The sequence below is a fragment of the Agromyces seonyuensis genome, assembly GCF_009789225.1.
Taxonomy (GTDB): Bacteria; Actinomycetota; Actinomycetes; order Actinomycetales; family Microbacteriaceae; genus Agromyces; species Agromyces seonyuensis.
In genome coordinates, this window is the sequence record NZ_WSTA01000010.1 from 1 (window position 1) to 20,228 (window position 20,228).

The following is a 20,228-nucleotide window of genomic DNA, read 5'->3' on the forward strand; positions in this document are numbered from 1 at the left end:
CGATCTGGCGCCGGAACGAGCGGCCGGTCGCGGTGCCATCCAGTTCGGCTTGCGTGTGCTTGCCGGTGACCCAGGTCACGAACTTCCGCAGCTGTTCCCATCGCGTCACGTCCGGACGCCGGCGCACACTCGAAGCGCCGCACGCCGGGCAGCGCCAGCGTTGCGTGCCCGAGGGATGCCGACCGTTCTTGACCAGGCCGGTGCCGCATACCACGCACGTCGTCGAGTTCGGCGTCGGGTCCACGATTAAGCATCACGGACCATAACCATCCCGCTACATCCGCGCGATCACGGGCCGAGAGCGGGACCCCATCCACTCTTTCTGGCCGATAGGCCCCACTCAACGGCGTGGGCGAACCTGATGATCGCGCGCCGGGCGAAACCGCAGCACTGATGCGGTGCGGCCGATGACGCCACCAACCCCAGACGGTGAACCGCAAGCAATAGACGGTGAGCCGCAAGCAATGCCAGCTCGGTGCGCCGCTACGCCCCGACGCGCCGACTGCGGTCGGCGAAGGCGTCGAGGGCGGCGGTGATGTCGGGGGCGACCCAGATGCGGCCCCGTCGGCGCGAGTTGCCGGGGGTGAGGATGCCGCGGGCCACGAGGAGATCGAGCGCGGTGAAGATCGCTCGCGCGGACTGCGGCAGTCGCTCCTGCACGAGGCGGGAGTTCAGCACGGGATGCTCGATGGCGAGATCGACGATGCGGCGGGCTGCCGAGTCCGAGCGCACCCCGGTCAACTTCGCCTGCCAGGCATCCTTCGTCGCTTGGATGTCGTCGACGAGCCGGCGGCCGTTGACGACGGCGAGCACGACTCCGTCGGCGAAGACGCCGACGATCGGAGCGAGATCGCCGGCGCGGTACCTGGTGAGCGCATCGAAGTAGCGCTCCTGTTGCTGGAGGATGCCCGCAGAGATCGGAACGGTGACCGAGCGAGTGAGCCCGGCACGCCGCAGGGCGGCCTGTACGAGCGCGCGTCCGGTTCGGCCATTGCCGTCGGGGAACGGATGGATGGTTTCGAACTGCGCGTGCGCGACCGCGATGTTCGCGAGCGGCGCCCCCGAGGGGCGCAGGGAGAACTCGATCAGATCGTCGAGTGCGCCTTCGACGCGGTCATGGTGCGGTGGGACGAAGTCGGCACCGTGCGGCGAGAAGTTCGTGCGTGCGCCGCCGCCGATCCAGACCTGCTCCGTACGGTAGCGCCCGACGATGCGAGGGTCGGAACGCTCCAGGAGTTCGCGGTGCATCGCGATGATGGTGTCATGGTCGAGCCGGCTCGACGCCGCGAGCGCGGCCTCCATTGCTCGGACGTTGCTCACGATCAGCGGGGCGTTGCCGTCGGTGCGTTCTCCGAGTTCGGCTTCGGCGATCGCTCGGGCGCTGCTGGTCAGGTGCTCGATCTGCGAGCTCGACGCGGACTCGCTGCGCAGCAGGATCGAGGCGAACGGTGCGGTGATCGCCCCGACCTCGACGTCGAACCGCACCAGTTGCTGTTGCGCGTTCTGCACTTCGCCGATCAGCTCGTCGGGCAGTTCCACCTGGAGATCTGAGATCGACGGCGTGATGGATGCCTGGTAGGGGCGGCTGATGCGTTGCCAGACGGTGTCGGAAACCGAGTCCTTCGGGATCCGCGGAACCCACGGCAGCTCCTCGTACGAGACGGCGGTGGGCGCCGCGGCCAGTTCCGGTTTCTCGTCCATCGGCATCCTTCAGCAGCGCGTGAGGTTAATGAAGTTTAGCAACACTAAGTTCATTAGCTGCCGTGCATGCTGAACGCTGTTGGCGAGTTCCGCTGGAGGTCAGGCTGTCGCCGACCACGTTCAGACCGGCTTGCTGCGGCGATTGACCATCAACGACGACACGAACCGCACGGCGTGCGGCTGGTCCGCGCCGGTAACCTCGGTCGCCACGGGCTCATCCGGTGGAGACCCGATCGGACTCCCGTCACGAAAGCAGGCGTCATGACCTCCGCGTTCCACCGCCGCCGCGACAGCGACGCTCCGCTGACGCGGCGCATGGTGTCCCGGCTGCATCCGGCGCTCACCGACGTGCTGAACCGCCTGGAGGGCTCGCCGCTCAGGCAGTCCTTCACTGACCGCGCCGTCGAGGTGTCGACGTCGAAGGCGTTCGCCGATCCGGTCGACACGGCGGCTGCGCTGACCGCCCACCGTTGGCTGCTCGAGCGCGCCGACGGGGATGGCATCCCGCTCACCGCAGCCGGGTACCTCAGGCCGGCCGACGTGCAAGCGCTCGCAGCCGTGCTGCCGAGCATGCAGGACTGGATCTTCGCGGTCCACCGTGAGATCGACGCCCATCCCGTGCTGGACTTTCGGGAACACCTGCGCGACATCGGGCTGCTCCGCAAGTTCAAGGGAACGCTTCGGCTCACCCGCCTCGGCCGCGCGGGGCTCGCCGACGGCGCCGCGCTCTGGCAGCACCTCGCCGACCAGCTCGTTCCGGCCGAAGCCGGCTTCGCGGCCGACGCCGCCGTGGTCGTCCTCGTCCACGCGGCGACGACCCCGGGCGGAAAGCTCGACGTGGCTGTGGTCGCGAAGACGCTGACCGCGCTCGGCTGGTCGCACCGCGACGGCACCCCGGTCGCACAGGGCGAGGTCTTCGGAGTCTGGAACGACCTCTGGGTCGCCGTCGGGAATGTCGGCGAGCGAGCCGGCGACCGCCGCTCGGATCGCACTCTCAGCGACACCGCCCGCATCCTCGTCCACGACGCGTTGTTCGAGGAGATGCCGGGCGAGGGCGCTCGCTGACAGACGCGCGCCGATCTGAAAGGATTCGACGTCGGCAGCGCAGTGCCGGCCGCCGCACACCCGTCCGCGCGACGACCGGTTCGCAGCGGTCCGCTGGCGGCACCTCCGCAAGCTCGCGATCGGCACCGAGCACGCCGTCGACGACGAGGAGTTCGTCGGGAGCCGCGTCTAGCGAACCAGCGACCCCCGCGCCTGCAGCAGGAGTTCGATCGGGTGCGCTTGCCGTAAGCGCGCGTCGATCGCAGAGGCCGTTCATCATCGGGTGGATGGCGGAAGGCTCGATTCCGGGCTCGCTCTGCCCGTGCCCGCCTCGCAGCACAGGCTGCGGCTGTCTACGGCCCGAGCAGCGCGAGCGGCACCACCGCGACGCCGTCGGGGCGGCGGTAGGCGTACTGGCCGGTCGTGAGGATGACCCGTTCGGTGACGCGATCGCCGAGCTCGGCGTGCAGCCAGTTCAGGTGCCGGACGTCCTTGTCGTCGACGCCGGCGGCGAGCTTGACCCCGACCGCGACGATCCGGTGGTCGCCGCGGTGCACGATGAAGTCGATTTCGCGATCGCCGTTGCGGGTGCGCAGATGCCCGACGCGGGCCTCCGCGGCCTGGGCGTACGTCTGGATGCTGAGGGCAGCGAGCGCTTCGAAGAGGCGTCCGAGCATCGGCCCGGGCTGGGGGCCGAGCGGGGCGACGCCGCGCGCGCCGAGGAGGCTGTCGGCGTCGAGGTCGAGGAGTCGTGCGGCGAGCGCAGGGTCGGCGAGGAAGTGCTTCGGCGCGCCGGCGAGGCGCGTGAACGGGTTCGCGAGGGGCGACCAGGCGTCGACTGGGTCGAGCAACCAGAGTTTCGCGAGTGCATCGCGGTAGGCGATCGTCGTCGTCTTGGCCGGCTTCTGGTCTTCACCGGGCGTCGCCGCGTCGAGGATCGCGTTGTAGCTCGCCGTGGACGCGGTCGCCGCCGCGTAGGCGCGCAGCCAGCCGAAGAGGGTGCCCGGCCGGCGTACTCGGGTGCCGAGTTCGGGGAGTTCGCGTTCGGCGATGTTGGCGAGGTACCCGTCGAGACGGTTTCGCTGCAGTCGCGGTGCGAGTCCACGGATGCCGGGGAACCCAGACGCGAGGATCTCGTCGACGTACGTTTGCACTCCGATATCGGTCTGACCCTCGATGGATGCCTCGCCGCCGAGCAGTGCCGCCAACGACACGGTCGGCGTCTCGATCGAGCGCTCCGCGAAGCTGAGCGGACGCATCCGCAGGCTGACGATCCGACCCGCGCCGGAGTGCAGCGGGACGTCGGCCGGCGGTGCGGCGCTGCCGGTCAGCAGGAACCGGCCGCCGGCGTAAGGGTCGTGGTCGACGCTGCGCCGCACGCGATCCCAGAGCTCGGGGAGTCGCTGCCACTCGTCGAGGACGACCGGGGTCGTCGACCGGTCGATGAGCCCGAAGTCGCTGGCGAGGATCTGTGCGGTGTCGGACTCGTCGACCGCGAAGAAGGTACCGGCCCGCCGCCGCGCAGTCTCGGATTTTCCGACGCCGCGCGGCCCATCGAGCGCGATCGCGGCGAGCCCCGGCAGCAGCTCGTCGAGCTCGCCGTCGATGATCCGGGGGAGGTAATCGACCATGCGTCTACGCTACCGTGAGCATTTCTTCTACGCTACCGTGAGCAGGAGATTTACCTGCTACCGCTAGCAGGACTCGGCGTTCGGTTCGTGGGCCGATGCGGCTCCCGGAAGGCCGTGATCATCTGACGCTTACAGATCATCATGACCGGCATCTCAACGGCGCTCCGCCGATGCCGGCGGCTCCCATCGGCGATGCCGGTGCCGCGATGGGAGCCACTGCGCGGCATCCGCCCGGTGTCAGGCGCTCGCGATCACGGTGCCGTCGTCGCCGTCGATGATGCTGCCGCCGGGCCAGGAGCGGCGGTCGCCGTCCACGATGAGGTCGAACGCGCGCAGCGGGGTGAGGCCGGCGCGTCCGAGGGCGAGCCAGTCGGTCCAGTCCTCGGGGATCAGGGCACAGGTGCGGTAGCCGTGCGGGCCCGTGGTGTCGACGACGAAGCGCTCGTCGCCGCGGGCGAGCAGCTCCTCGAGCCGGCGGTCGAGGCAGAGCCGCAGCATGTACCAGTCGACGGCGGTGAACCCGAGGCGGTGGAAGGATGCCGCGTGCAGCGGCCACACGAGCGGCGTCGCGACCCGGTCGCCGCGGATCGCCTGCGCGGTGTAGACCATGAAGCTCGGGCCGGGGAAGTACGGCGGGAAGTCGAGCAGCGCGCGGCACCAATCGAGACGGAGCTCCTCGGGCACGCCCGCCCAGCGGTCGCCGTGCTGGTAGACGGGGTAGAGGTCGGAGCGCTGCGACAGGTCGCGCGCGACGGGTGTGTGCTCGCCCGGAGCGTCCGCGGTCGGATCGGCGGCCTGCGCCGGGATGGCAACGGGTGGCTCGCCGGAGGACGCACGGCGGGCGAGGTCGCTGAACTCGAAGTACTCCTCTGCGGGCATGGGGACCTCCTCGAACGGGGAGGCTCGCGCCTCCGTCGACTTGCCCGGAACGCTCGCCCGGGCCGGTTCTTCCCCTGGGGCACCCCGCTCGACGGAGGGGGTTGCCGTGCAGCCGGCCAGGTACCGACAGCTGCAACTCGTGAACCTGCGACCAGTGTGGCATGGAGGACCGACACTCGGCTGGGAACCTGGTCGGCGCCGACCCAATCAGCAAAGGGAGGCAGCCGGCCCATGACGCTGTAGTGCTGTCAACCTACGCGCTGCTTCACGCAGGCGGCGATTGACTTGGCGACCTCCTCAGGGGCTTCATGCTCCCAATAGCGGAGCACGATCCAACTCGCAGAGACGAGGCGGCGCGTGGTATCAAGATCCCGGGCAATGTTTCGAGCGACCTTTGGGTCCCAGTACTCCCGATTCGAGACCGGGCGCTGATAGTGTTCTGGGCAACCATGCCAGAAGCACCCATCGATAAACACAGCTACCTTCTGTCGAGTAAACACCACATCGGCCGTTCTGTTGAGTCGCGGGATCGGTCGAAAGTTAACCCTGTACCGCAGCCCGACGGCATGGAGCAAGCGGCGGACGGCAAGCTCTGGCTGTGTGTCCCTTCCCCTATTGGCCTTCATTGAACGGCGCACGCCTTCTGAAGATGCCCATGACTTTCGCTCAGGTGTCAACTGTTTTACGCCGATCGGGTAATGTGGCTATTCGCAGTTGAGGGTGTGCTGAGCCGAGCGTTGGTCGGGGTGGGACCGGGCGAATGACGGCGTCGAGGTCTCCGAGCGGGGGCACTCTCGCCCTTCCCGTCCCGAAGACCTCGACTTGCTTCACGTTGCCGGCTCATCGCATGCAAAGAGGACTTCGGGCCGCAAGTCGACGCAATTCCGGAATCTGTTGTTTCGGTGCGCAACCTGGGCAAAAGCACTCTCCCAATTACGCTGCTTCCTCCTCCAGCCTTACGGACTTGCCAAGGAGGTCGGCGAGGTGCGTGCCAATGGCCGCAGCTAGGTTCACGGGCACTGCATTGCCAATCTGCCGCCCCTGAATGGTCTTTGGGCCGCGAAGAATCCACTCGTCCGGGAAGGTCTGAATGCGGGCCGCCTCGCGCACAGTCAATTGGCGCGGCAGAGTCGGGTGAATAGGAGGATGGAAACCGCCTAGATGATCTCCATTCGGGCCGTAGCCGCCGCCGGCCCTGATTGTCATCGACGGCTTTGAAGCGTCAAGTCTGGAACGTCGGTAGTTCGGGTCAACTTCGCCCGGTGCCAGCTTGTCCCACCTCTCAGCAACATGCGTCGCATGGCGGTTTGCTACGTGGTTGATCGCAGGATCGTAGGCTCTCTCGGCCAGATCGCCGATCGCCTCTCCGACAGTCGGCTGACTAGTCGCAGTAGTGGGATTGGGCAAGCTAGCTTCAGCGTCTCGAATACCGATAACGATAAGTCGACGGCGACCCTGGGGCACGCCATAGTCCGCAGCATTGAGCACGCCATATGCAAACGTGTATCCTTGTTCCTCGAGCGCATCCATGATGCCGCTCAGGTGGTCGCCATTGCGACGGTGGGTAAGAGCGCTCACGTTCTCGATGACGACCGCCCTCGGACGCACTTCGCTAACGACCCGCATGTACTCCTTCCAGAGGAAGTTCCGAGGATCTTTCGGGTTCCCCTTGCCCGCAGTGCTGAACCCCTGACAGGGAGGACCCCCTACTACCGCATCGACCCCGGCGTACGGGGTTGCGTCGAAGTTGCGAATGTCATCACACACAACGTTCCAGTTGGGCCGGTTGAAGGACAGGGTTTCGCAGGAGATCGGGTCGTTGTCGACGCAAACCACTGGCTCCCAGCCGGCCCGCTCGAACCCGAGGTCGAGCCCGCCACCGCCGCTGAACAAGGAAACGTAACGCATGAGACGAGCCTAGACGGGACTGCCGACACTAGCGGACGCGAAACACTGGTCGACGGCAACGGGCCACAGTCGGCCGAGGAGTGTGAGCTCGCTCGGGATGGGATGGCCTGCGGGAAGTGGGGGATTCGAGGATTCGGCCGCAGCTGGGTCGGCAGTCGGCCACGACGCCGGCCCCGTCGCAGACATGAAATGATCGCAGGCTGGGGCCAGGCTGCCCGCTGAAGACAAGGAAGCTCTCGTTTGGCTGTTCCGTGGGGTGATTTCAGTTGACCAGGAACACATGCCACTCGTGGATCGGACGGGCTTCCACCGGGTCAAATGTCGAGGGATACTGTCTGTTCCCGCGATTCTCAAGCGGCCGATCACGAGCCGCGAGTATGTTGGACATCCCAGTCTTAGCGGTTGCCGCCATGCTACAAACGATTCTGGATTCGGCTCTCGTAGGATCCGGCCGGCGGCAAGTGAAGCGGCGAAATGAAGGCTATCGACATGTCACTTGTCGAAATGGTCAGCGGATGCAAGCTTCCTACGGGTATGGGTGCTCCGGCCATCCACCCGGAAGCCTGCTGCTGATATCGCATGAATGTGATCGAGCCGGGTTGAGTCGGAATGATTCGGAGCCTTTCAATACCTCCAAGGCGAGTCATGATTCGATCAAATACCGGCTCAGGTGTGATGAAGAATATTCCCGAGCTGCACAGCCGCTCCGCCTGGAGCATGAGTCCCTTCACGATTAGCTGAGGGAGAATCCGCTTGTTGACGTTTTCCCAGTTCATTCCGAACTGGGAAGAGCGGATGGTTCGGTCCTCTTGGAGCTGAGAGATGCTCTCGCGGTAGCTATTGCTAATGTCGATTGTCTGTACCTCGACCGGGGCAAAAGAAAGAAGCGCGCCAGTCGGATCTACTGCGACGAGTACATAGTCGATCGAGTACTCGCCTCCTTCGGGCATAGCTGGAGGGAGCTTGATTTCACCGGAGTTCTGCCAGCCCTGTCCGAAGACACCTACTCGATTTCTCCCAGAGTTACTAGCGTGCACCTTGACTTGAGCCCCCGGGACCAGGAGTGGGAGGTCGTCAGCGCCAACTTGGACGTCAAGATCCTTAAATGCAATCTCGGCGACCTGCCGGAGGACGGCGAAGTCATCGAAGTACATTCGCTTTGGGCAAATCGTAACCGGGACATTGGCAATAGATACGGAACATGCCCCTCCACTGGCTCGCTTACTGCAAGGCCCTGGGACAAATGGGCACGTCTGGGATTCTGCGGTCCTTGCAGCAATATCACTCTGATCCTCTGCCGCGAAGCCGAACCACTCGAACACATGATTCACGTGGGACAGGCTACGCTATCGCCGGCCCCAGGTCTGCCAGCGCATCGACCTCGCGTATGCGGCCGATACCTAGTCAAATGCCTTGGGTATTGAGGCATCCTCCAAACTGGATCGGCCTGGGTTTCGTTCCTAGCGGTTTCTTTGTCCGGCCGGGCTCTGCTGGGCTGATTCGAGGTCAGCGTGGTGCGCGGTCTCGACCTCGATCGGGGTGCGCATGTCGAGTTCGCCGTGCAGGCGCTGGTGGTTCCACCACCACACGTACTCGAGGGTCGCCAACTCGACCTGCTCGACGGTTCGCCACGGGCCGCGCTGACGGATCAGTTCGGTCTTGTCGAGGTTGTTGACGGCCTCGGCCATCGCGTTGTCGTACGAGTCGCCGACGGTCCCGGTCGATGGCACGGCGCCGAGTTCGAGGATGCGGTCGGTGTAGACCGTCGCCATGTAGTTCGACCCGTGATCGGAGTGATGCGTCAGCCCGCTCAGGTCACCGCCGGCGTCCCTCGCGGCCATGTCGAGCGCCTGCATGTGCAGGATCTCCGCTTTCAGCGTCGCCGCGACGTTCCACCCGACGATGCGCCCGTCAGCGGTGAAGCGGCGCTGGACGAGGTCCTTCGGCAGCGCGGCGGCCGGGTCGGACTTGGTCGTGAAGACCCTCTTGGACTTCTTCACGCCGCGCACGCCGGCCAGGCGCATCAGCCGCTCGGTCTGGTCGCGGCCGATGTCCCAGCCCTGCCGGCGCATCAACGCGTGCATCTTCCGGCGGCCGTAGACGCCGTAGTTCTCCGCATGCAGGCGGGCGACCTCGGGCACCAGCAGGTCATCGCGCAGGCTCCGCGCCGACGGCGTCCTGCTCGTCGCGGCGCGGTAGCCGCGCGAGGTCACGAATCCCTTCACCGCCGGCCGGAGGACACGGCAGATGAGCTCGACCGGCGAAACGATCCCGGTGCTCGTCGATGAACCGGATCATCTTGTCGAGGGGCGGTCGAGCTCCTTGGCGAAAAACACGCTCGCGGCCCTGAGGATCTCGTTCGCCTTGCGCAGCTCGGCGACTTCCTTCTGCAGCCGCTTGATCTCAGCTGCTGCGTCCGAGGTCACGCCCGGCTTCACGCCCGCGTCGACCTCGTAGCGGCGCTGCCACAACCGCAGCGTTTCCGCGCTCATCCCAAGCAGCCCAGCCACGTGCCGGACCGCGCTCATCAAGTTCGGATGCCCCGGGCGCGCCTCAGCGAGCATCCTGAGCGCCCGCTCACGCATCTCCGGCGAGTACTTCCTGTTCATCGTCTTCCATCCTTGCTTCAAGAACGGAACGAAACCCAGGCCGATTCATACACGCTTGAATGCGAAGAGCCACGAAAATACCGTCCGCGCTGCGAACTTGCTCGTCCCGCAACTTGGCGATCACTACTGGCGCGTATCAGTGAGTTAGGGTCCATCTGAACCGCCATCCTCACCAATTTGAGACGCGGCATTGAGGAGCAGGTCAATACTCTGTTGCTTGACTCTGTCCACTAGCTGCTTCACGGTTCCGTAGCGTGAATCAAAAGGCCATCTGACGTAATGCGCGGCCCTGGCCCAATAGAACTCTTCGAGGCCAGGGCCGCAACTGTTCGCCTTGTCGAGAAGAGCTTTTGAAGCGCGTGCAGCATCCTCGGTGTCAATCAGGGTTGCGAGCCCGACTTTGCGCGCGATCGAGTCGGGGGCAGCTTCCGAGGCTTGGAGTTCGTTGGATGCAAGGAAATGGAGAAGATCCTCCCGCTCATTTTCCTGGAGCCCAACGATCGACAGCTTGACTTCAGGACTCGCTGCCAGAAGGTCAAGTCCGAAGAACGCGGCAAACTCCCCTGCGATTCGCCAGTATGGCAGCGCGTCCCGGGCCCCAAGCGGAGCCTCCTCCCTCAAGAACCGAACGATACCCTTCGCCTCAAAGCTGAATACCGTTTGGCTGTCGCTCAACTTGCCGCTGATCTCGACCGCGGAGTCCAGACTCGACGCAGTCACTGACTTCGCAAGCAGGTCACGTTCGCGCTCCTCCAGCGCGATCAGGAATCTGCCCACAATCACTCCCTTCTTCGACCGGCTCCAACATTGAATAGCCTGTTCAACCTGTACGTGGGCGCTTGCAGTTAGTTCGAATCCTAGGTGTTCTTCCCCGACACGTTGTGAACGTGTGAGGTAAGCGAAGACCTCCGGGAACGATGTGGGTACCATCCGCTTCACGGAGGTCTTCGTGACTCACGCTAACGCGCCGTTGACGCCCGAGGGGCGTCGTCGTCTTGCATCGCTGATCGTCGATGACGGTTGGGCTGTCCGTCGGGCCGCCGAGCGTTTCCAGTGCTCGCCGGCAACCGCGTCCAGGTGGGCGCGCCGCTATGGAGCCGGTCTGCCGTTGACGGACCGCTCCTCACGTCCGCGGTCCTCGCCTGCTCGACTGCCGCGGCGCACCGAACGACGCATCGTCGCGCTCCGGTTCACCCGGCGGTGGGGGCCGCATCGGATCGCCTGGCATCTGGGGATCCCACGATCGACCGTGGGCCGAGTGCTCGGCCGCTACCGGATGCCACTGCTACAAGCGCTGGATCAGGGCACCGGGCTCCCTGTCCGCAAACCGAAGCCCGTCCGGTACGTTCCGAGAGCGCGCTCCATGGATTGGAGTAGAGGCCGCGTCCAAGCAATTTGAGTGCAAGCCAACTGAATGTGAATGAAGCTTCATCGCGTTCGTCGTTCACGCGCGGTCCGTTCTCTTGATCTTCGTGCCGTGGGCGCGGTCCGGGTTCCCGTGGTCGTGCCCATTGGTACTTCTGGCGCGGCTATGCGTGCTCGGCGTCGAACCGCGCGAGCTCTGCCATGAACCACTCGAGGGTCTCGATCACCATCGAACGTGCCTCGCGATCTGCGAGGACATCGACCTGGAACGGCGGGCGCTTCTCGAGCCGATCTGATTCGATACGGATGCCCGCGACACGGTTGAGGCGCTCGCGCAGCTCCTCGCGCAGCTCGGGTTCATCGAACGGCGGACGATTCATCAAGTGTTGGAACACGACCTCGACCGATCCGTACGGATAGATCGTGAACGGCCAGATCGACTTCGGGCGCCCTGGTCCGGTTCCCGCTTCGAGGAAGCAGCTCGGTTCCGCCGTCGAGCCGTAGGAGATGTGGCCTCCGAGCCGCTCCCATCCTTCGATCAGCTCGCCGACGCCGAACACGGTCGCGGCTGAGTGCTGCTTCGCGAGCGACTCCAGGAATGCCGTGCGTTCGTCGTCCTCGTCGACGAGCGCGTCACCATCCGACCCCATTGAAAGCCCGATCAGGGCAGCGAGTTCCGGCACGCCGAGCCGTTGAGCCGTGCTTGCCCGACCCTCGGCGTTGAACTCGACCCCCTCGTCGGCGAGTACGTCGAGCGGATCACGCCCCTGGAAAGGGCTGTTCGTGTGCCACGAGAATCCGGGCGAGATAGTTCCACGGCGACCGAGGACACGGTAAGCGCCGGGAAGTCCGGAGCCCGCGATGAACTGACCGAGCGGCACAGGGTGGGTTCCGGCGACTTGCGCGAGATCTCCGTAGCTCGCCCACCGGCCTGCCGGGATCGCCTGCACCAGATCCGAGACCGTACGGGCGGGAAATCCAGATTCCGGAGCCGGTTCGCTGATCGGTCCCGTCCACGTCGCGATGATGCGCTCGGCAAGTGCACGTCCACGTTCCTCAATCGCGGTTCGATCCCATGACGGGCGATCGGCGATCTCCATGTTCATGCGCATGGACGACGAGCGAAGGTAGTCCCGCTTCAGCTCGAAGGGGTGGTTGCTGAGCTCGCTGTTGTAGGCGGTCAGCGTGAGGTTCGCGAGCGAGTGGACCGTTGCCTCGTGGAAGTCGTCGAAGGTGGCGAACTCGCCGAGGTTGCGCGACGCAGCTGCCATCCACTCGGCGGTAGGGCTCTGCGGCATGATGTGCTCGATCGTCATCGTCGACGGATCCACGTGCTCCTTGCCCGGCAGTGCGCGATCACCGGCACGCATCGGAGTGGTTTCCTCGAGCCATCCGAGGACCGCGCGTCGCTGGTGGTACTTGCCCTGGTAGTAGAACTGCTTGGTTCCGACCGCATCGATGATCTGGGCGTCGGTTGCGAAGTACTTGCGGCCGGAGGAGAAGTAGCGATGCAGCGCATCGACCGCGTCGGAGGCGTCCGCGATTTCGAGCGGTGCGCGGTACAGGATGCGGGAGAGCGCGTTCGCCGGAGCGCCGATGACGAGACGTCGAACGAGGAACGACTCGAGCAGCTGCAGTCCGCGTGCGACCTCGTCATCGGTCAGGACGCCGCCGGCGCGGAGATCTAGGAGATGCAGCACCAGTGCATCGGTCGCACCGAGCCCCCAGAGCGATAGCCGCTCGAGCTGCCGGCGAACCGCGGGCGACGATTCGTGCAGCGGAGAACGGATGACCTGCAGCATCGACGCGAGGTCGGAGAAACGACGGACTTCGTCGACGATCGCTTCGTCCGGGAGCGCATTCATTCGCTCGACCTGGGCGGTGTAGATGTCGCCGGGCTTCGAATCGGGCCGAGTGCGCTGGAGGTCGAGCCAGAACAGCGTCTCGAGGTCATTGGTCGAGAGCTTGCGCTGCAAGTCCAGCCAGATGTCGTTGTAGACGTCTTCGCCGCGCGTGCCCAGCCGCATGAACAGGTAGTTGCGGATGAGATCGCCCTGCGTGAGTTTGAGGCCCGTGTTGTTCAGCGATTCGAAGATCCGATAGACGTTGTCATCGCCGCGTGCCGTGATTGAGACGAAGACCAGGCCACTCAGAACGGCCGCTTCGATCCGATCGATATCGTGCGGGTCCTCCGGATCGTCAGCGCGGTGCAGCCCGGCGCGGAAGAACCGATACGCCTCGAGGAGACCGGAGGTGCCGGCGTGCTCGGGTGTGCCGCCGACGATGGCGCGGAATGCGGCGCGGTCCGCCTGGGTCGGGAGGAGCTTGTACTTCTCATCACCGCTCTTGAATCGGTCGACGAGATAGGTCTCTTCGACACGAGCGGCTTTCTCGGGGCGGTCGGGCTCGGTCTCCTTGTAGTGGTCGCGCAATGCGCAGAGCAGCATCGTCAGGGTGGTGAGGCGCTGCTGGCCGTCGACAACGAGGAACTCCGTGCCGCCGGCGCCTACCTGGCCCAGCGAGAGCACGAGCGATCCGGTGAAGTGCGTCGCGCGAGAGTTCTGCCGCTGCTCGTCGGCGAGCGCGACGATGTCGTCCCAGAGCCGGCCGAGCTGCTTGCTCGACCACGAGTAGGTGCGTTGGTAGAGCGGCACCCGGTACTGCTTCACGCCGGCGAGCACCGACTGCAGCTGCGTTTCTTGGACGTCCATATCGTGTCGCGGCCTTCCATATGTTTCGGAGCGGCAGTCAGGCTAGCCGTTTCCGCGGTCGTCGGTATCGGGAGAGCGCTGGTGCAGGCGGTCAGGCGATGCCCTGCAGCGCAGAACGCGCGCCGAGCACGAGGTCCGCGATCTCCAGGTCGCCTCGTGCCCGGTAGGCCTCGGCGAGCTCGTCCACCGACGCCGTGTCCGACTTGCCGATCGCGCGAGCGAGCAATGCCCGAGCCCTCGTGGGGTGGATCGTCGGTGCGGCGCCGACGAGCAGGAGGGCGTCGTGGAGTGCGTCGCCGGTCATCGCCGGCAGCTCCTCCACGTCGAAGGTTCCGTCGTCGCCGACGATGAGCAGCACCTCGGCGCCGGCTTTCAGCCCGTCGGCGAGGATGAAGCGACGGATGCTGCCGAAGGCGGGCTGGATGGCGTTCCAGGTCAGCGCCTGCGGTCCGAGCCGCGACGGGATGTTGCGGACGTCGCCGACGCCCAGCTCGACCACGCCGGCGAACGCGTGCGGTATCGCGAAGCCGCTGCCGCGCTCGTGGTCGGCGTTGATCGTCTCCCGAAGCATCCATGCGTCGACACGGCGATAGAGGCGGCGGGTGATCCAAGGCGACTTGCGAACCTTCGGACCTTGGTCTGCGAAGCGCACGACGCCTTTCTTGCATTCGTAGGGCGAGGTGTTCGCGTATGTGATCACGCTGTTCGGGCTGACCGAGTACTTCTCGGTGATCTCGGCGACGAGCTCGTCGAGAGCGATGGCGCCGCCCGCTCGTTCCACACGCTCTGCGATCGCAGGGCGGATGCCGCCGTACGTCTCGAACTCCCACTCGTCCAGGGCCCAGGAGTCCCGGTCGATACGACGGATACGATCGTGGACGGCGAGCTGGTTCCGCAGGGAAGCCAGCGTGCGAGCACTGCCCACCCGTTCGTGGATCTCCACGGAGCTCATGGGCGCTCCCTCGATCGAGAGCACCGCCGCGCTCAGGTCGGCCAGGTTGCTCGAGCGGGTCAGCACATGGTCTTCGAGAACTCGATATCCGCACGCCGTCAACCACTCGGCGATCCGCGCTTCCGCGATGGACAGCTTCCCGGTGATGTCGTCGACGGGAACGACGCCGTGCGAGTTCACGAGAGCCAGCACGGTCTCGCGCGATGCATCCATCGCCGCGGCGACGGTCGGTGCGGCGCACCATCCGTCTCGGATCTCGTACGCGTCGTCGAGGCGGTCGAGCACGCGCCATGCCTGCCGCCCGACGATCGTGACGTCGTGGGCGAGCGCAGGCATGGACGCGAGGAGATCCTCGAGTGCAAGCGCGGCGCCGATCCGCTGCCGGACTGCCTCCGCCACCGACGGGATGATTCCGTCGCCGGTCATGAGGGCGGTCGCTTGCGAACGTGCTTTCGTCTCGAGTTGTCGGATGCGTTCGCGCGTGACGTCGAAGTTCTGACCCAGAGCGTCCAGGGTGTTGGGCTTGTCGGCGAAGAGCCGCTCGGCGAGAATGCGCTGCATTCGCGGATCGAACTCGGCGAAGGCAGCATCGAAGTGATCCGCCACGTCTGCTTCCGCTTCCCAGGCGACCAGCACATCGGCGGCGACCAGCGCCTCGAGCCGACTCCGCGCTGCGATGACGTATTCCGGTGCCCCGGGCGGCAGCGCCGAACCCAGGAGCGGCTGGTCGGTGAGCCCCAGCGCCGTGTGCCAGGTCGCGATGATGCGGAGATCGTCGGCCGCTCCGGCGAGCGAGGCGGATGCTCCGAGTTCGTCCGCGGGAGTCGTGCTCGTGGCGGACGCAGAGGGCTCGTGCATCGCGGCTTCGACGAGTGAGGCGACGAACGATCGAACGGTGCCCACCCCAATTCCGGGCCAAAGGCGAATCTCGCCGATGCGGTGGTCCTGCAGGTCGGCGACAGTTGTGATCGAGCGCCGGGCGAACGCGTTCGACGCTCGAGTCGGCAGCTCGAGATCCGTGAGACGCAGTTCCGACGGAATACCGGTGAAGAGATCGCCGATCGTGCGAGCGCCGAACTCGTTCATGGCGATCTCGGCGACATCGCCGATCCGGAAACGTCGCGCGACCGCGTTGTCGTCGGTCGGGAGCGTCATCCACGGTGCTCGCTCGTGAAGGGGAACCCCTTCGAGCCACGGAAAGAGTTCGAGCCAAGTTCGGGGCATCCGTTGCAGCTTTCGGTAGGGAGGTGCAGGTGCGGTCTTCAGGCTATTCGCGGGGGTCGCGGGGAGAGTCGTCGAGCGGCACTCCATCCCCCGAACTGGGGCGGGTTGCTGCTACGGACCCATCTCCCAGGCATCCAGGATGCGCTCGTCGGTCCCCACCAGGCACGTGCGTGGGCGAGCTGCTCCGCGGTGCCTCGCTTGGGGTCAGCTACCGATACCATCGCCCGCGCTCGTCGTCCGAGAGCGGCGGTCGGTCGATGTCGCTCGTCGCGGCCGACAGCGTCGCCGGCGCCGTGGCGAACGCGTTCGGGAATGTCGCGCGGGCTTCGTCCTCGGTGAGGTCGTCGAGGTCGACGTCGAGGTCGCGATACCAGTCGAGCAGGGCATTGCCGATGTCCACCCACTCGTCGCCGTCCCATCGCTCGGTGGGGTACCGCCGGGCGCGGAAGAGCCGTCCGTGCCGTTCGTAGTAGGTGAAGCCCGGGAACGGCTGGCCCTCAGGCATCCGCTGCCTCCGCTTCCTCGTACTCCCGCACCAGCTCGTCGATCGTCGCGCCGCCTTCGATCCTCGCCGCGAAGATCTGCGACGCTTCGGCGAGCGTGTGGAGGCGGGTCCAGGGGCGCGGGCCGTGGATGCACAAGGAGATCGACTCGCGGGTGAAGCCGATCGGGTTGCCCGGCACCGACCAGTGCTCCTCGCCGTCCGAGCCGATCCATAACTCGACGTAGCAACTCCCGCACGGCAGGCGGTAGAGGCCGGGTTCGGTGGGGGAGGCCGCGGTGTTCTCCTCGCCTTCGCGGCGGATCGCCTCGACCAAAGCCTGGCCGTACTCGCGAGCGGCTCGGCGGCGCGCTCGCGGAGGCGCTCGAGCCACTCGTCGTCGAACTCGAAGTCGAACCCGTCGTCGCCCGCGCTCACGCCGCCTCCGATCCGCCGGAAGCGGCGGGTACCGCGAGCCTGGCCACCGCATCCTGCAGGAACGGCTGCGGTGCGAAGCCGGGCAGGGTCGCCTCGACGTCGCGCCAAGCGCGGGCGATCGGGATGCCTCGGTGCCGGTTGCCGTAGAGCGCGGCAACTGCCGACGTGCGGCTCCGAGCCTCCGCGCAGTGCACGAACACCGTGCGGCCCTCGGCGCGGAGCGCGGCGATCGTGTCGACGGTGTCGGCGAGGACGGCATCCGGGTCGAGGTTGGCGCCAGCCTCGTCGATCAGCCAGACGCCGACGGCCTCGACGCCGACGGGCACCTCGGACGTGCCGAGGCGGCACAACGAGACGACCGCGTCGACCTCGGCGGGCAGGTCGGCCAGCGCCGACTGCGAGCCGAGCCAGACGCCCTCGTCATGCGGATGCCGGCGGGCCGGCGTGTGCTGGAACCACGGCCGCGCGGAGCTCGGCGCGCTCGGCCAGCCGATCTTGTCGGGCTTCCCGCCGCGGGCGGCGAGCACCGCAAGGCGTACGAGGTCGTCGGCGCCGAGCCCCGGCCAGCCGTGCAGGCGCCGCTTCCACGACAGGGGCACGGCGCTGCCGCCGTAGAGCGCCCCCGCCAGGGAACCGGCGATCGCCGCGACGGTGTCGGTGTCGTTGCCGCCGCGCACCGCGCGCTCGAGGGCATCCTGCAGCGAACCGGCGCCGGCGACAGCCGCGAGGGCGCCCTGGAACGCGCGCACCACCCAGCCGTTGCTCGCGCTGAAGTCGCGGGGGTGCGCGCCGGGCGCGAGCGCCGCGTCGATGAATGCGGCCCAGCGGTCCCGCCGCTCGGCGGGCAGGTGCGCGAGGCCCGCGGCCACGTCGAGCTCGCCCGTGCGGATCGCATGCCGGATCGCGAGGCACCACAGCGCCGTCGCATCCGCGTTGTCGGGCTCCCAGTGGGTCAGCTCGGCGACCCGGGCGGCGGCGTCGACGAGGTCCGCCTCCGTGCCGTCGGCGAGCTAGCCGAGCGCGACCGGGCTCGTGCGCATGAGCGAGCCGTTGCCGCCGGAGCGGCCCTAGCGGCGGTGCTGCGCCTCGGCGGCGGCGCGCGAAGCATCCTCGGTTGTGAGCTCCGGAAGCCGGCCGAGCACGGCGCGGGTCTGCGCGCCGACGTCGCGGGCGGTGCGCGACCACTCGCGCCACTCCGCGGGGATGCGGCCGAGCACGGCCGGGTCGTTGAGCGACTCGCCGCGCGCGAGCGCCTGCAGCAGCGGCACGGCCATGCTCGTGTCGTCGGTCCACTCGCCGAAGCCGTGCCCGAAGATGCCGACGCCGAAGGCGATGGATGCCTCGTCGGGCAGTGCGGGCCCGAACTCGTACTGGGAGCCAAGGGCGTCGCCCGCCGCGGAGGCGAGCACGGCGCCGATGGTGCGGTCGAGGGTGAAGGTGGAACGGGACATGGGGGCTCCTGGGGTTCGGGCAGGTCGGGGTCGGGGAGCTTCTTCGGCCGGCGCATGCGCGACGAGCGCCTCGCCGTTCGGGCCCTCGAGGCCGCGGAAGAAGAACTGCCAGAAACCGTCGACCTGCGTCTCGCCGACGCACTCGTAGACGGCGAATACGCTGTACGCGGCGGGCTCGGCGAGGGGCGTCTTCACCACCATCCCGGTGAGCCGCTTACCGGAGAGGGTCACCGGCAGGTCGCCGGACTTGAGGCCGTCGCGCGGCCCGCCGAAGTAGGCGCAGTACAGGCTCGGGTCGTGGTGGTTCGCCGATTCGATGGTGGGCATGAGGCCTCCGGTTTATTTAGCGCAAATTCCGTCTTTCTCGTACGTGATCAGTATGCACGGCGCCGCCGACATTTAGCGCGCATCGCTTCTAATTCCCCCTACAGTGGGGGAATGGTCTACCGAGACAGCTCCGATCGCACGCTCGAGGACTATCCGCGCCCGTCCGTGGCCGTCGACACCGCGGTGCTGACCGTGCCCGACGGCGGCCCGCTGTCGGTGCTGCTGACGCAGACGAACGACGCCCTCCGCGACGGTGCGGACGAGTGGCGACTGCCCGGCACGTTCGTGCACCCGGGGGAGACGCTCGATGTCGCGGTGCTGCGCTCGCTCCGCGCCAAGGCGGGCATCACCGGCCTTCGTCCGCGCCAGCTGCGGGTCTTCGATGCGCCCGATCGGGACGACCGCGGTTGGGTGCTCTCCGTCGCGCATTCCGACGTCGTGCCGACGCACCGGATCGCACTCATCGAGCGCACCAGGCTCACCGGCGTCGACGAGGTCACCGGGCTCAGGTACGACCACGACGCGATCGTCGGCGCCGCGGTCGAGGCGCTACGGGCCGACTACCGGCGTTCACCCGACCCGGCCGGACTCCTGGCAGTTCCCGAGCGGCGCGACGACGAGCCGGTCGGCTCGTTCACGATCTTCGAGCTCCGGCGCCTCCACGAAGCGGTGCTCGGCGAACGGCTTTCACGGGACGCCTTCCGGCGCCTGATGCTGCCGCAGCTCGAGCCGACGGGCACCCTGCGCCGAGGTGTGCGGGGCAAGCCGGCGGAGCTGTACTGCTCGGCGTACGCGCCGCCCAGTCGGTGAGGCCCGCTCCGTGCGCGATGCGCTCGACGACGTCCGGCTTCAGGTAGCCCGCGCAGACCGGGACCTCAGCCGGCTCCGCCGTCAACGCACGCGAGCATGCACCCGAGCCCCCGGCACCCCGCTCACCCCTCGATGCGGGAGTGCTCGCCCAGGCGGTGCCACGTGCGGTCGTGGTAGACGAGGGCGTCGCCGGGAGCGTCCGGGGCGACGCCGCGCTCGATGTGGGACTGCAGCGCGTGGGCGGCGATTACCGTGGAGGCACCGGCATCCATGCGATCGATGACGGCGCAGCGCACCCAGGCGCGGACGTCCCGGTAGACCGGTTCGCCGGTGACCAGGCGCGACCAGCGGTCGGCCTCGGCGAAGCGATCGATGCCGCTGGTCGCTCCGAGTTTCGCCACGTCGAGGTCGCTCGCGTCGAGCAGGTGCACGACGACCGTCTCGGCTCGCGAGAGCACGTCGGATGCCGAGGACTGGGCCGAGATGGAGAAGATCAGCAGGGGCGGTTCGGCGCTCACCGACGCCACCGAGGTCGCCGTCAGCGCGACCGGACCGTCGCCCGCATCCGCCGTGACGACGGCGACGCCCCCGGGGTGTCCGCGGAAGAGGGCCTTGAACTCGTCGCTCGACAGCGACGACGAGAAGCCCGCCTTCGGGCGCTCGCCCCAGTCCGCGGTCGGGTACGCGTGGAACATGC

15 protein-coding genes, 3 pseudogenes and 1 riboswitch are annotated in these 20,228 nt (G+C 67.1%); of the genes and pseudogenes, 3 read left to right on the forward strand and 15 right to left on the reverse strand.

The annotated features are described in order from the left end of the window. Nucleotides 1-244 (reverse strand): transposase-like zinc-binding domain-containing protein (locus tag GB864_RS19055; protein ID WP_419672763.1); only part of this gene is annotated, 244 nt, incomplete at its 3' end. Between the two features lie 239 nt (nt 245-483). Further along, complete coding sequence (locus GB864_RS18350; protein WP_336603864.1) at nt 484-1,701, reverse strand: Fic family protein; 1,218 nt, start codon at nt 1,699-1,701, stop codon at nt 484-486. A 261-nt stretch (nt 1,702-1,962) separates the two neighbouring features. On the opposite strand from GB864_RS18350, the gene GB864_RS03635 reads away from it, so the two are divergent. Next, nucleotides 1,963-2,766, forward strand: coding sequence for a hypothetical protein (locus GB864_RS03635; protein WP_160422994.1), 804 nt, complete (start codon nt 1,963-1,965; stop codon nt 2,764-2,766). 332 nt (nt 2,767-3,098) lie between these two features. On the opposite strand, the gene GB864_RS03640 is transcribed toward GB864_RS03635, so the two are convergent. The 7 genes and pseudogenes from GB864_RS03640 to GB864_RS03675 form a co-directional block, all read right to left on the reverse strand. Then, nucleotides 3,099-4,376 carry an ATP-binding protein gene (locus GB864_RS03640; protein WP_160422995.1) on the reverse strand — a complete coding sequence of 426 codons (1,278 nt, stop codon included), beginning with the start codon at nt 4,374-4,376 and terminating at the stop codon, nt 3,099-3,101. Between the two features lie 237 nt (nt 4,377-4,613). Next, a complete protein-coding gene (locus tag GB864_RS03645; RefSeq protein WP_160422996.1) occupies nt 4,614-5,255 on the reverse strand; it encodes a hypothetical protein in 642 nt (213 codons plus the stop codon). A gap of 31 nt (nt 5,256-5,286) precedes the next feature. After that, nucleotides 5,287-5,400: riboswitch (SAM riboswitch) on the reverse strand. A gap of 103 nt (nt 5,401-5,503) precedes the next feature. Further along, a complete protein-coding gene (locus tag GB864_RS03650; protein WP_336603865.1) occupies nt 5,504-5,893 on the reverse strand; it encodes a very short patch repair endonuclease in 390 nt (129 codons plus the stop codon). A 295-nt stretch (nt 5,894-6,188) separates the two neighbouring features. Then, nucleotides 6,189-7,163: a DNA cytosine methyltransferase gene (locus tag GB864_RS03655; RefSeq protein ID WP_160422998.1), complete on the reverse strand. Its 975-nt coding sequence runs from the start codon at nt 7,161-7,163 to the stop codon at nt 6,189-6,191. A gap of 413 nt (nt 7,164-7,576) precedes the next feature. Continuing rightward, complete coding sequence (locus GB864_RS03660) at nt 7,577-8,317, reverse strand: hypothetical protein (protein WP_336603866.1); 741 nt, start codon at nt 8,315-8,317, stop codon at nt 7,577-7,579. Between the two features lie 306 nt (nt 8,318-8,623). Next, nucleotides 8,624-9,772: pseudogene (locus tag GB864_RS03665) on the reverse strand (IS3 family transposase). A gap of 144 nt (nt 9,773-9,916) precedes the next feature. Next, nucleotides 9,917-10,549, reverse strand: coding sequence for a hypothetical protein (locus GB864_RS03675; protein WP_160423002.1), 633 nt, complete (start codon nt 10,547-10,549; stop codon nt 9,917-9,919). A 172-nt stretch (nt 10,550-10,721) separates the two neighbouring features. On the opposite strand from GB864_RS03675, the pseudogene GB864_RS03680 reads away from it, so the two are divergent. Next, nucleotides 10,722-11,117 (forward strand): annotated as a pseudogene (locus GB864_RS03680) (helix-turn-helix domain-containing protein); the annotation flags it as partial. A 184-nt stretch (nt 11,118-11,301) separates the two neighbouring features. Here the strand turns inward: GB864_RS03680 and GB864_RS03685 are convergent. From GB864_RS03685 to GB864_RS03705, 5 genes and pseudogenes are all read right to left on the reverse strand, one after another. After that, nucleotides 11,302-13,848, reverse strand: coding sequence for a GmrSD restriction endonuclease domain-containing protein (locus GB864_RS03685; RefSeq protein ID WP_160423003.1), 2,547 nt, complete (start codon nt 13,846-13,848; stop codon nt 11,302-11,304). 91 nt (nt 13,849-13,939) lie between these two features. Continuing rightward, the gene (locus GB864_RS03690) at nt 13,940-15,955 is read right to left on the reverse strand and encodes a sigma factor-like helix-turn-helix DNA-binding protein (RefSeq protein WP_160423004.1); all 2,016 of its coding nucleotides are present in this window, start codon (nt 15,953-15,955) and stop codon (nt 13,940-13,942) included. 277 nt (nt 15,956-16,232) lie between these two features. Beyond that, nucleotides 16,233-16,529: a hypothetical protein gene (locus GB864_RS03695; RefSeq protein ID WP_160423005.1), complete on the reverse strand. Its 297-nt coding sequence runs from the start codon at nt 16,527-16,529 to the stop codon at nt 16,233-16,235. Beyond that, nucleotides 16,522-16,842: a hypothetical protein gene (locus GB864_RS03700; RefSeq protein ID WP_160423006.1), complete on the reverse strand. Its 321-nt coding sequence runs from the start codon at nt 16,840-16,842 to the stop codon at nt 16,522-16,524. Before GB864_RS03700 ends, GB864_RS03695 begins: the two co-directional genes overlap by 8 nt. Before the next feature lie 97 nt (nt 16,843-16,939). After that, nucleotides 16,940-18,721 (reverse strand): annotated as a pseudogene (locus GB864_RS03705) (ADP-ribosylglycohydrolase family protein). Between the two features lie 111 nt (nt 18,722-18,832). Here GB864_RS03705 and GB864_RS03710 point away from each other — a divergent pair. Further along, the gene (locus GB864_RS03710; RefSeq protein ID WP_160423007.1) at nt 18,833-19,531 is read left to right on the forward strand and encodes an NUDIX hydrolase; all 699 of its coding nucleotides are present in this window, start codon (nt 18,833-18,835) and stop codon (nt 19,529-19,531) included. Between the two features lie 122 nt (nt 19,532-19,653). Here GB864_RS03710 and GB864_RS03715 read toward each other — a convergent pair whose 3' ends face one another. Continuing rightward, nucleotides 19,654-20,226 (reverse strand): flavin reductase family protein, encoded by a 573-nt coding sequence (locus tag GB864_RS03715; RefSeq protein ID WP_160423008.1) that lies wholly within the window; start codon nt 20,224-20,226, stop codon nt 19,654-19,656. Nucleotides 20,227-20,228 lie beyond the last annotated feature (2 nt).

What these genes read in the sequence shown, in the direction of transcription:
- GB864_RS03715 (WP_160423008.1), bottom strand. Translation starts at nt 20,226, where the DNA reads ATGTTCCACGCGTACCCGACCGCGGACTGGGGCGAGCGCCCGAAGGCG.
- GB864_RS03655 (WP_160422998.1), bottom strand. Translation starts at nt 7,163, where the DNA reads ATGCGTTACGTTTCCTTGTTCAGCGGCGGTGGCGGGCTCGACCTCGGG.
- GB864_RS03640 (WP_160422995.1), bottom strand. Translation starts at nt 4,376, where the DNA reads ATGGTCGATTACCTCCCCCGGATCATCGACGGCGAGCTCGACGAGCTG.
- GB864_RS03660 (WP_336603866.1), bottom strand. Translation starts at nt 8,317, where the DNA reads ATGTACTTCGATGACTTCGCCGTCCTCCGGCAGGTCGCCGAGATTGCA.
- GB864_RS03695 (WP_160423005.1), bottom strand. Translation starts at nt 16,529, where the DNA reads ATGCCTGAGGGCCAGCCGTTCCCGGGCTTCACCTACTACGAACGGCAC.
- GB864_RS03635 (WP_160422994.1), top strand. Translation starts at nt 1,963, where the DNA reads ATGACCTCCGCGTTCCACCGCCGCCGCGACAGCGACGCTCCGCTGACG.
- GB864_RS18350 (WP_336603864.1), bottom strand. Translation starts at nt 1,701, where the DNA reads ATGGACGAGAAACCGGAACTGGCCGCGGCGCCCACCGCCGTCTCGTAC.
- GB864_RS03690 (WP_160423004.1), bottom strand. Translation starts at nt 15,955, where the DNA reads ATGACGCTCCCGACCGACGACAACGCGGTCGCGCGACGTTTCCGGATC.
- GB864_RS03685 (WP_160423003.1), bottom strand. Translation starts at nt 13,848, where the DNA reads ATGGACGTCCAAGAAACGCAGCTGCAGTCGGTGCTCGCCGGCGTGAAG.
- GB864_RS03645 (WP_160422996.1), bottom strand. Translation starts at nt 5,255, where the DNA reads ATGCCCGCAGAGGAGTACTTCGAGTTCAGCGACCTCGCCCGCCGTGCG.
- GB864_RS03710 (WP_160423007.1), top strand. Translation starts at nt 18,833, where the DNA reads ATGGTCTACCGAGACAGCTCCGATCGCACGCTCGAGGACTATCCGCGC.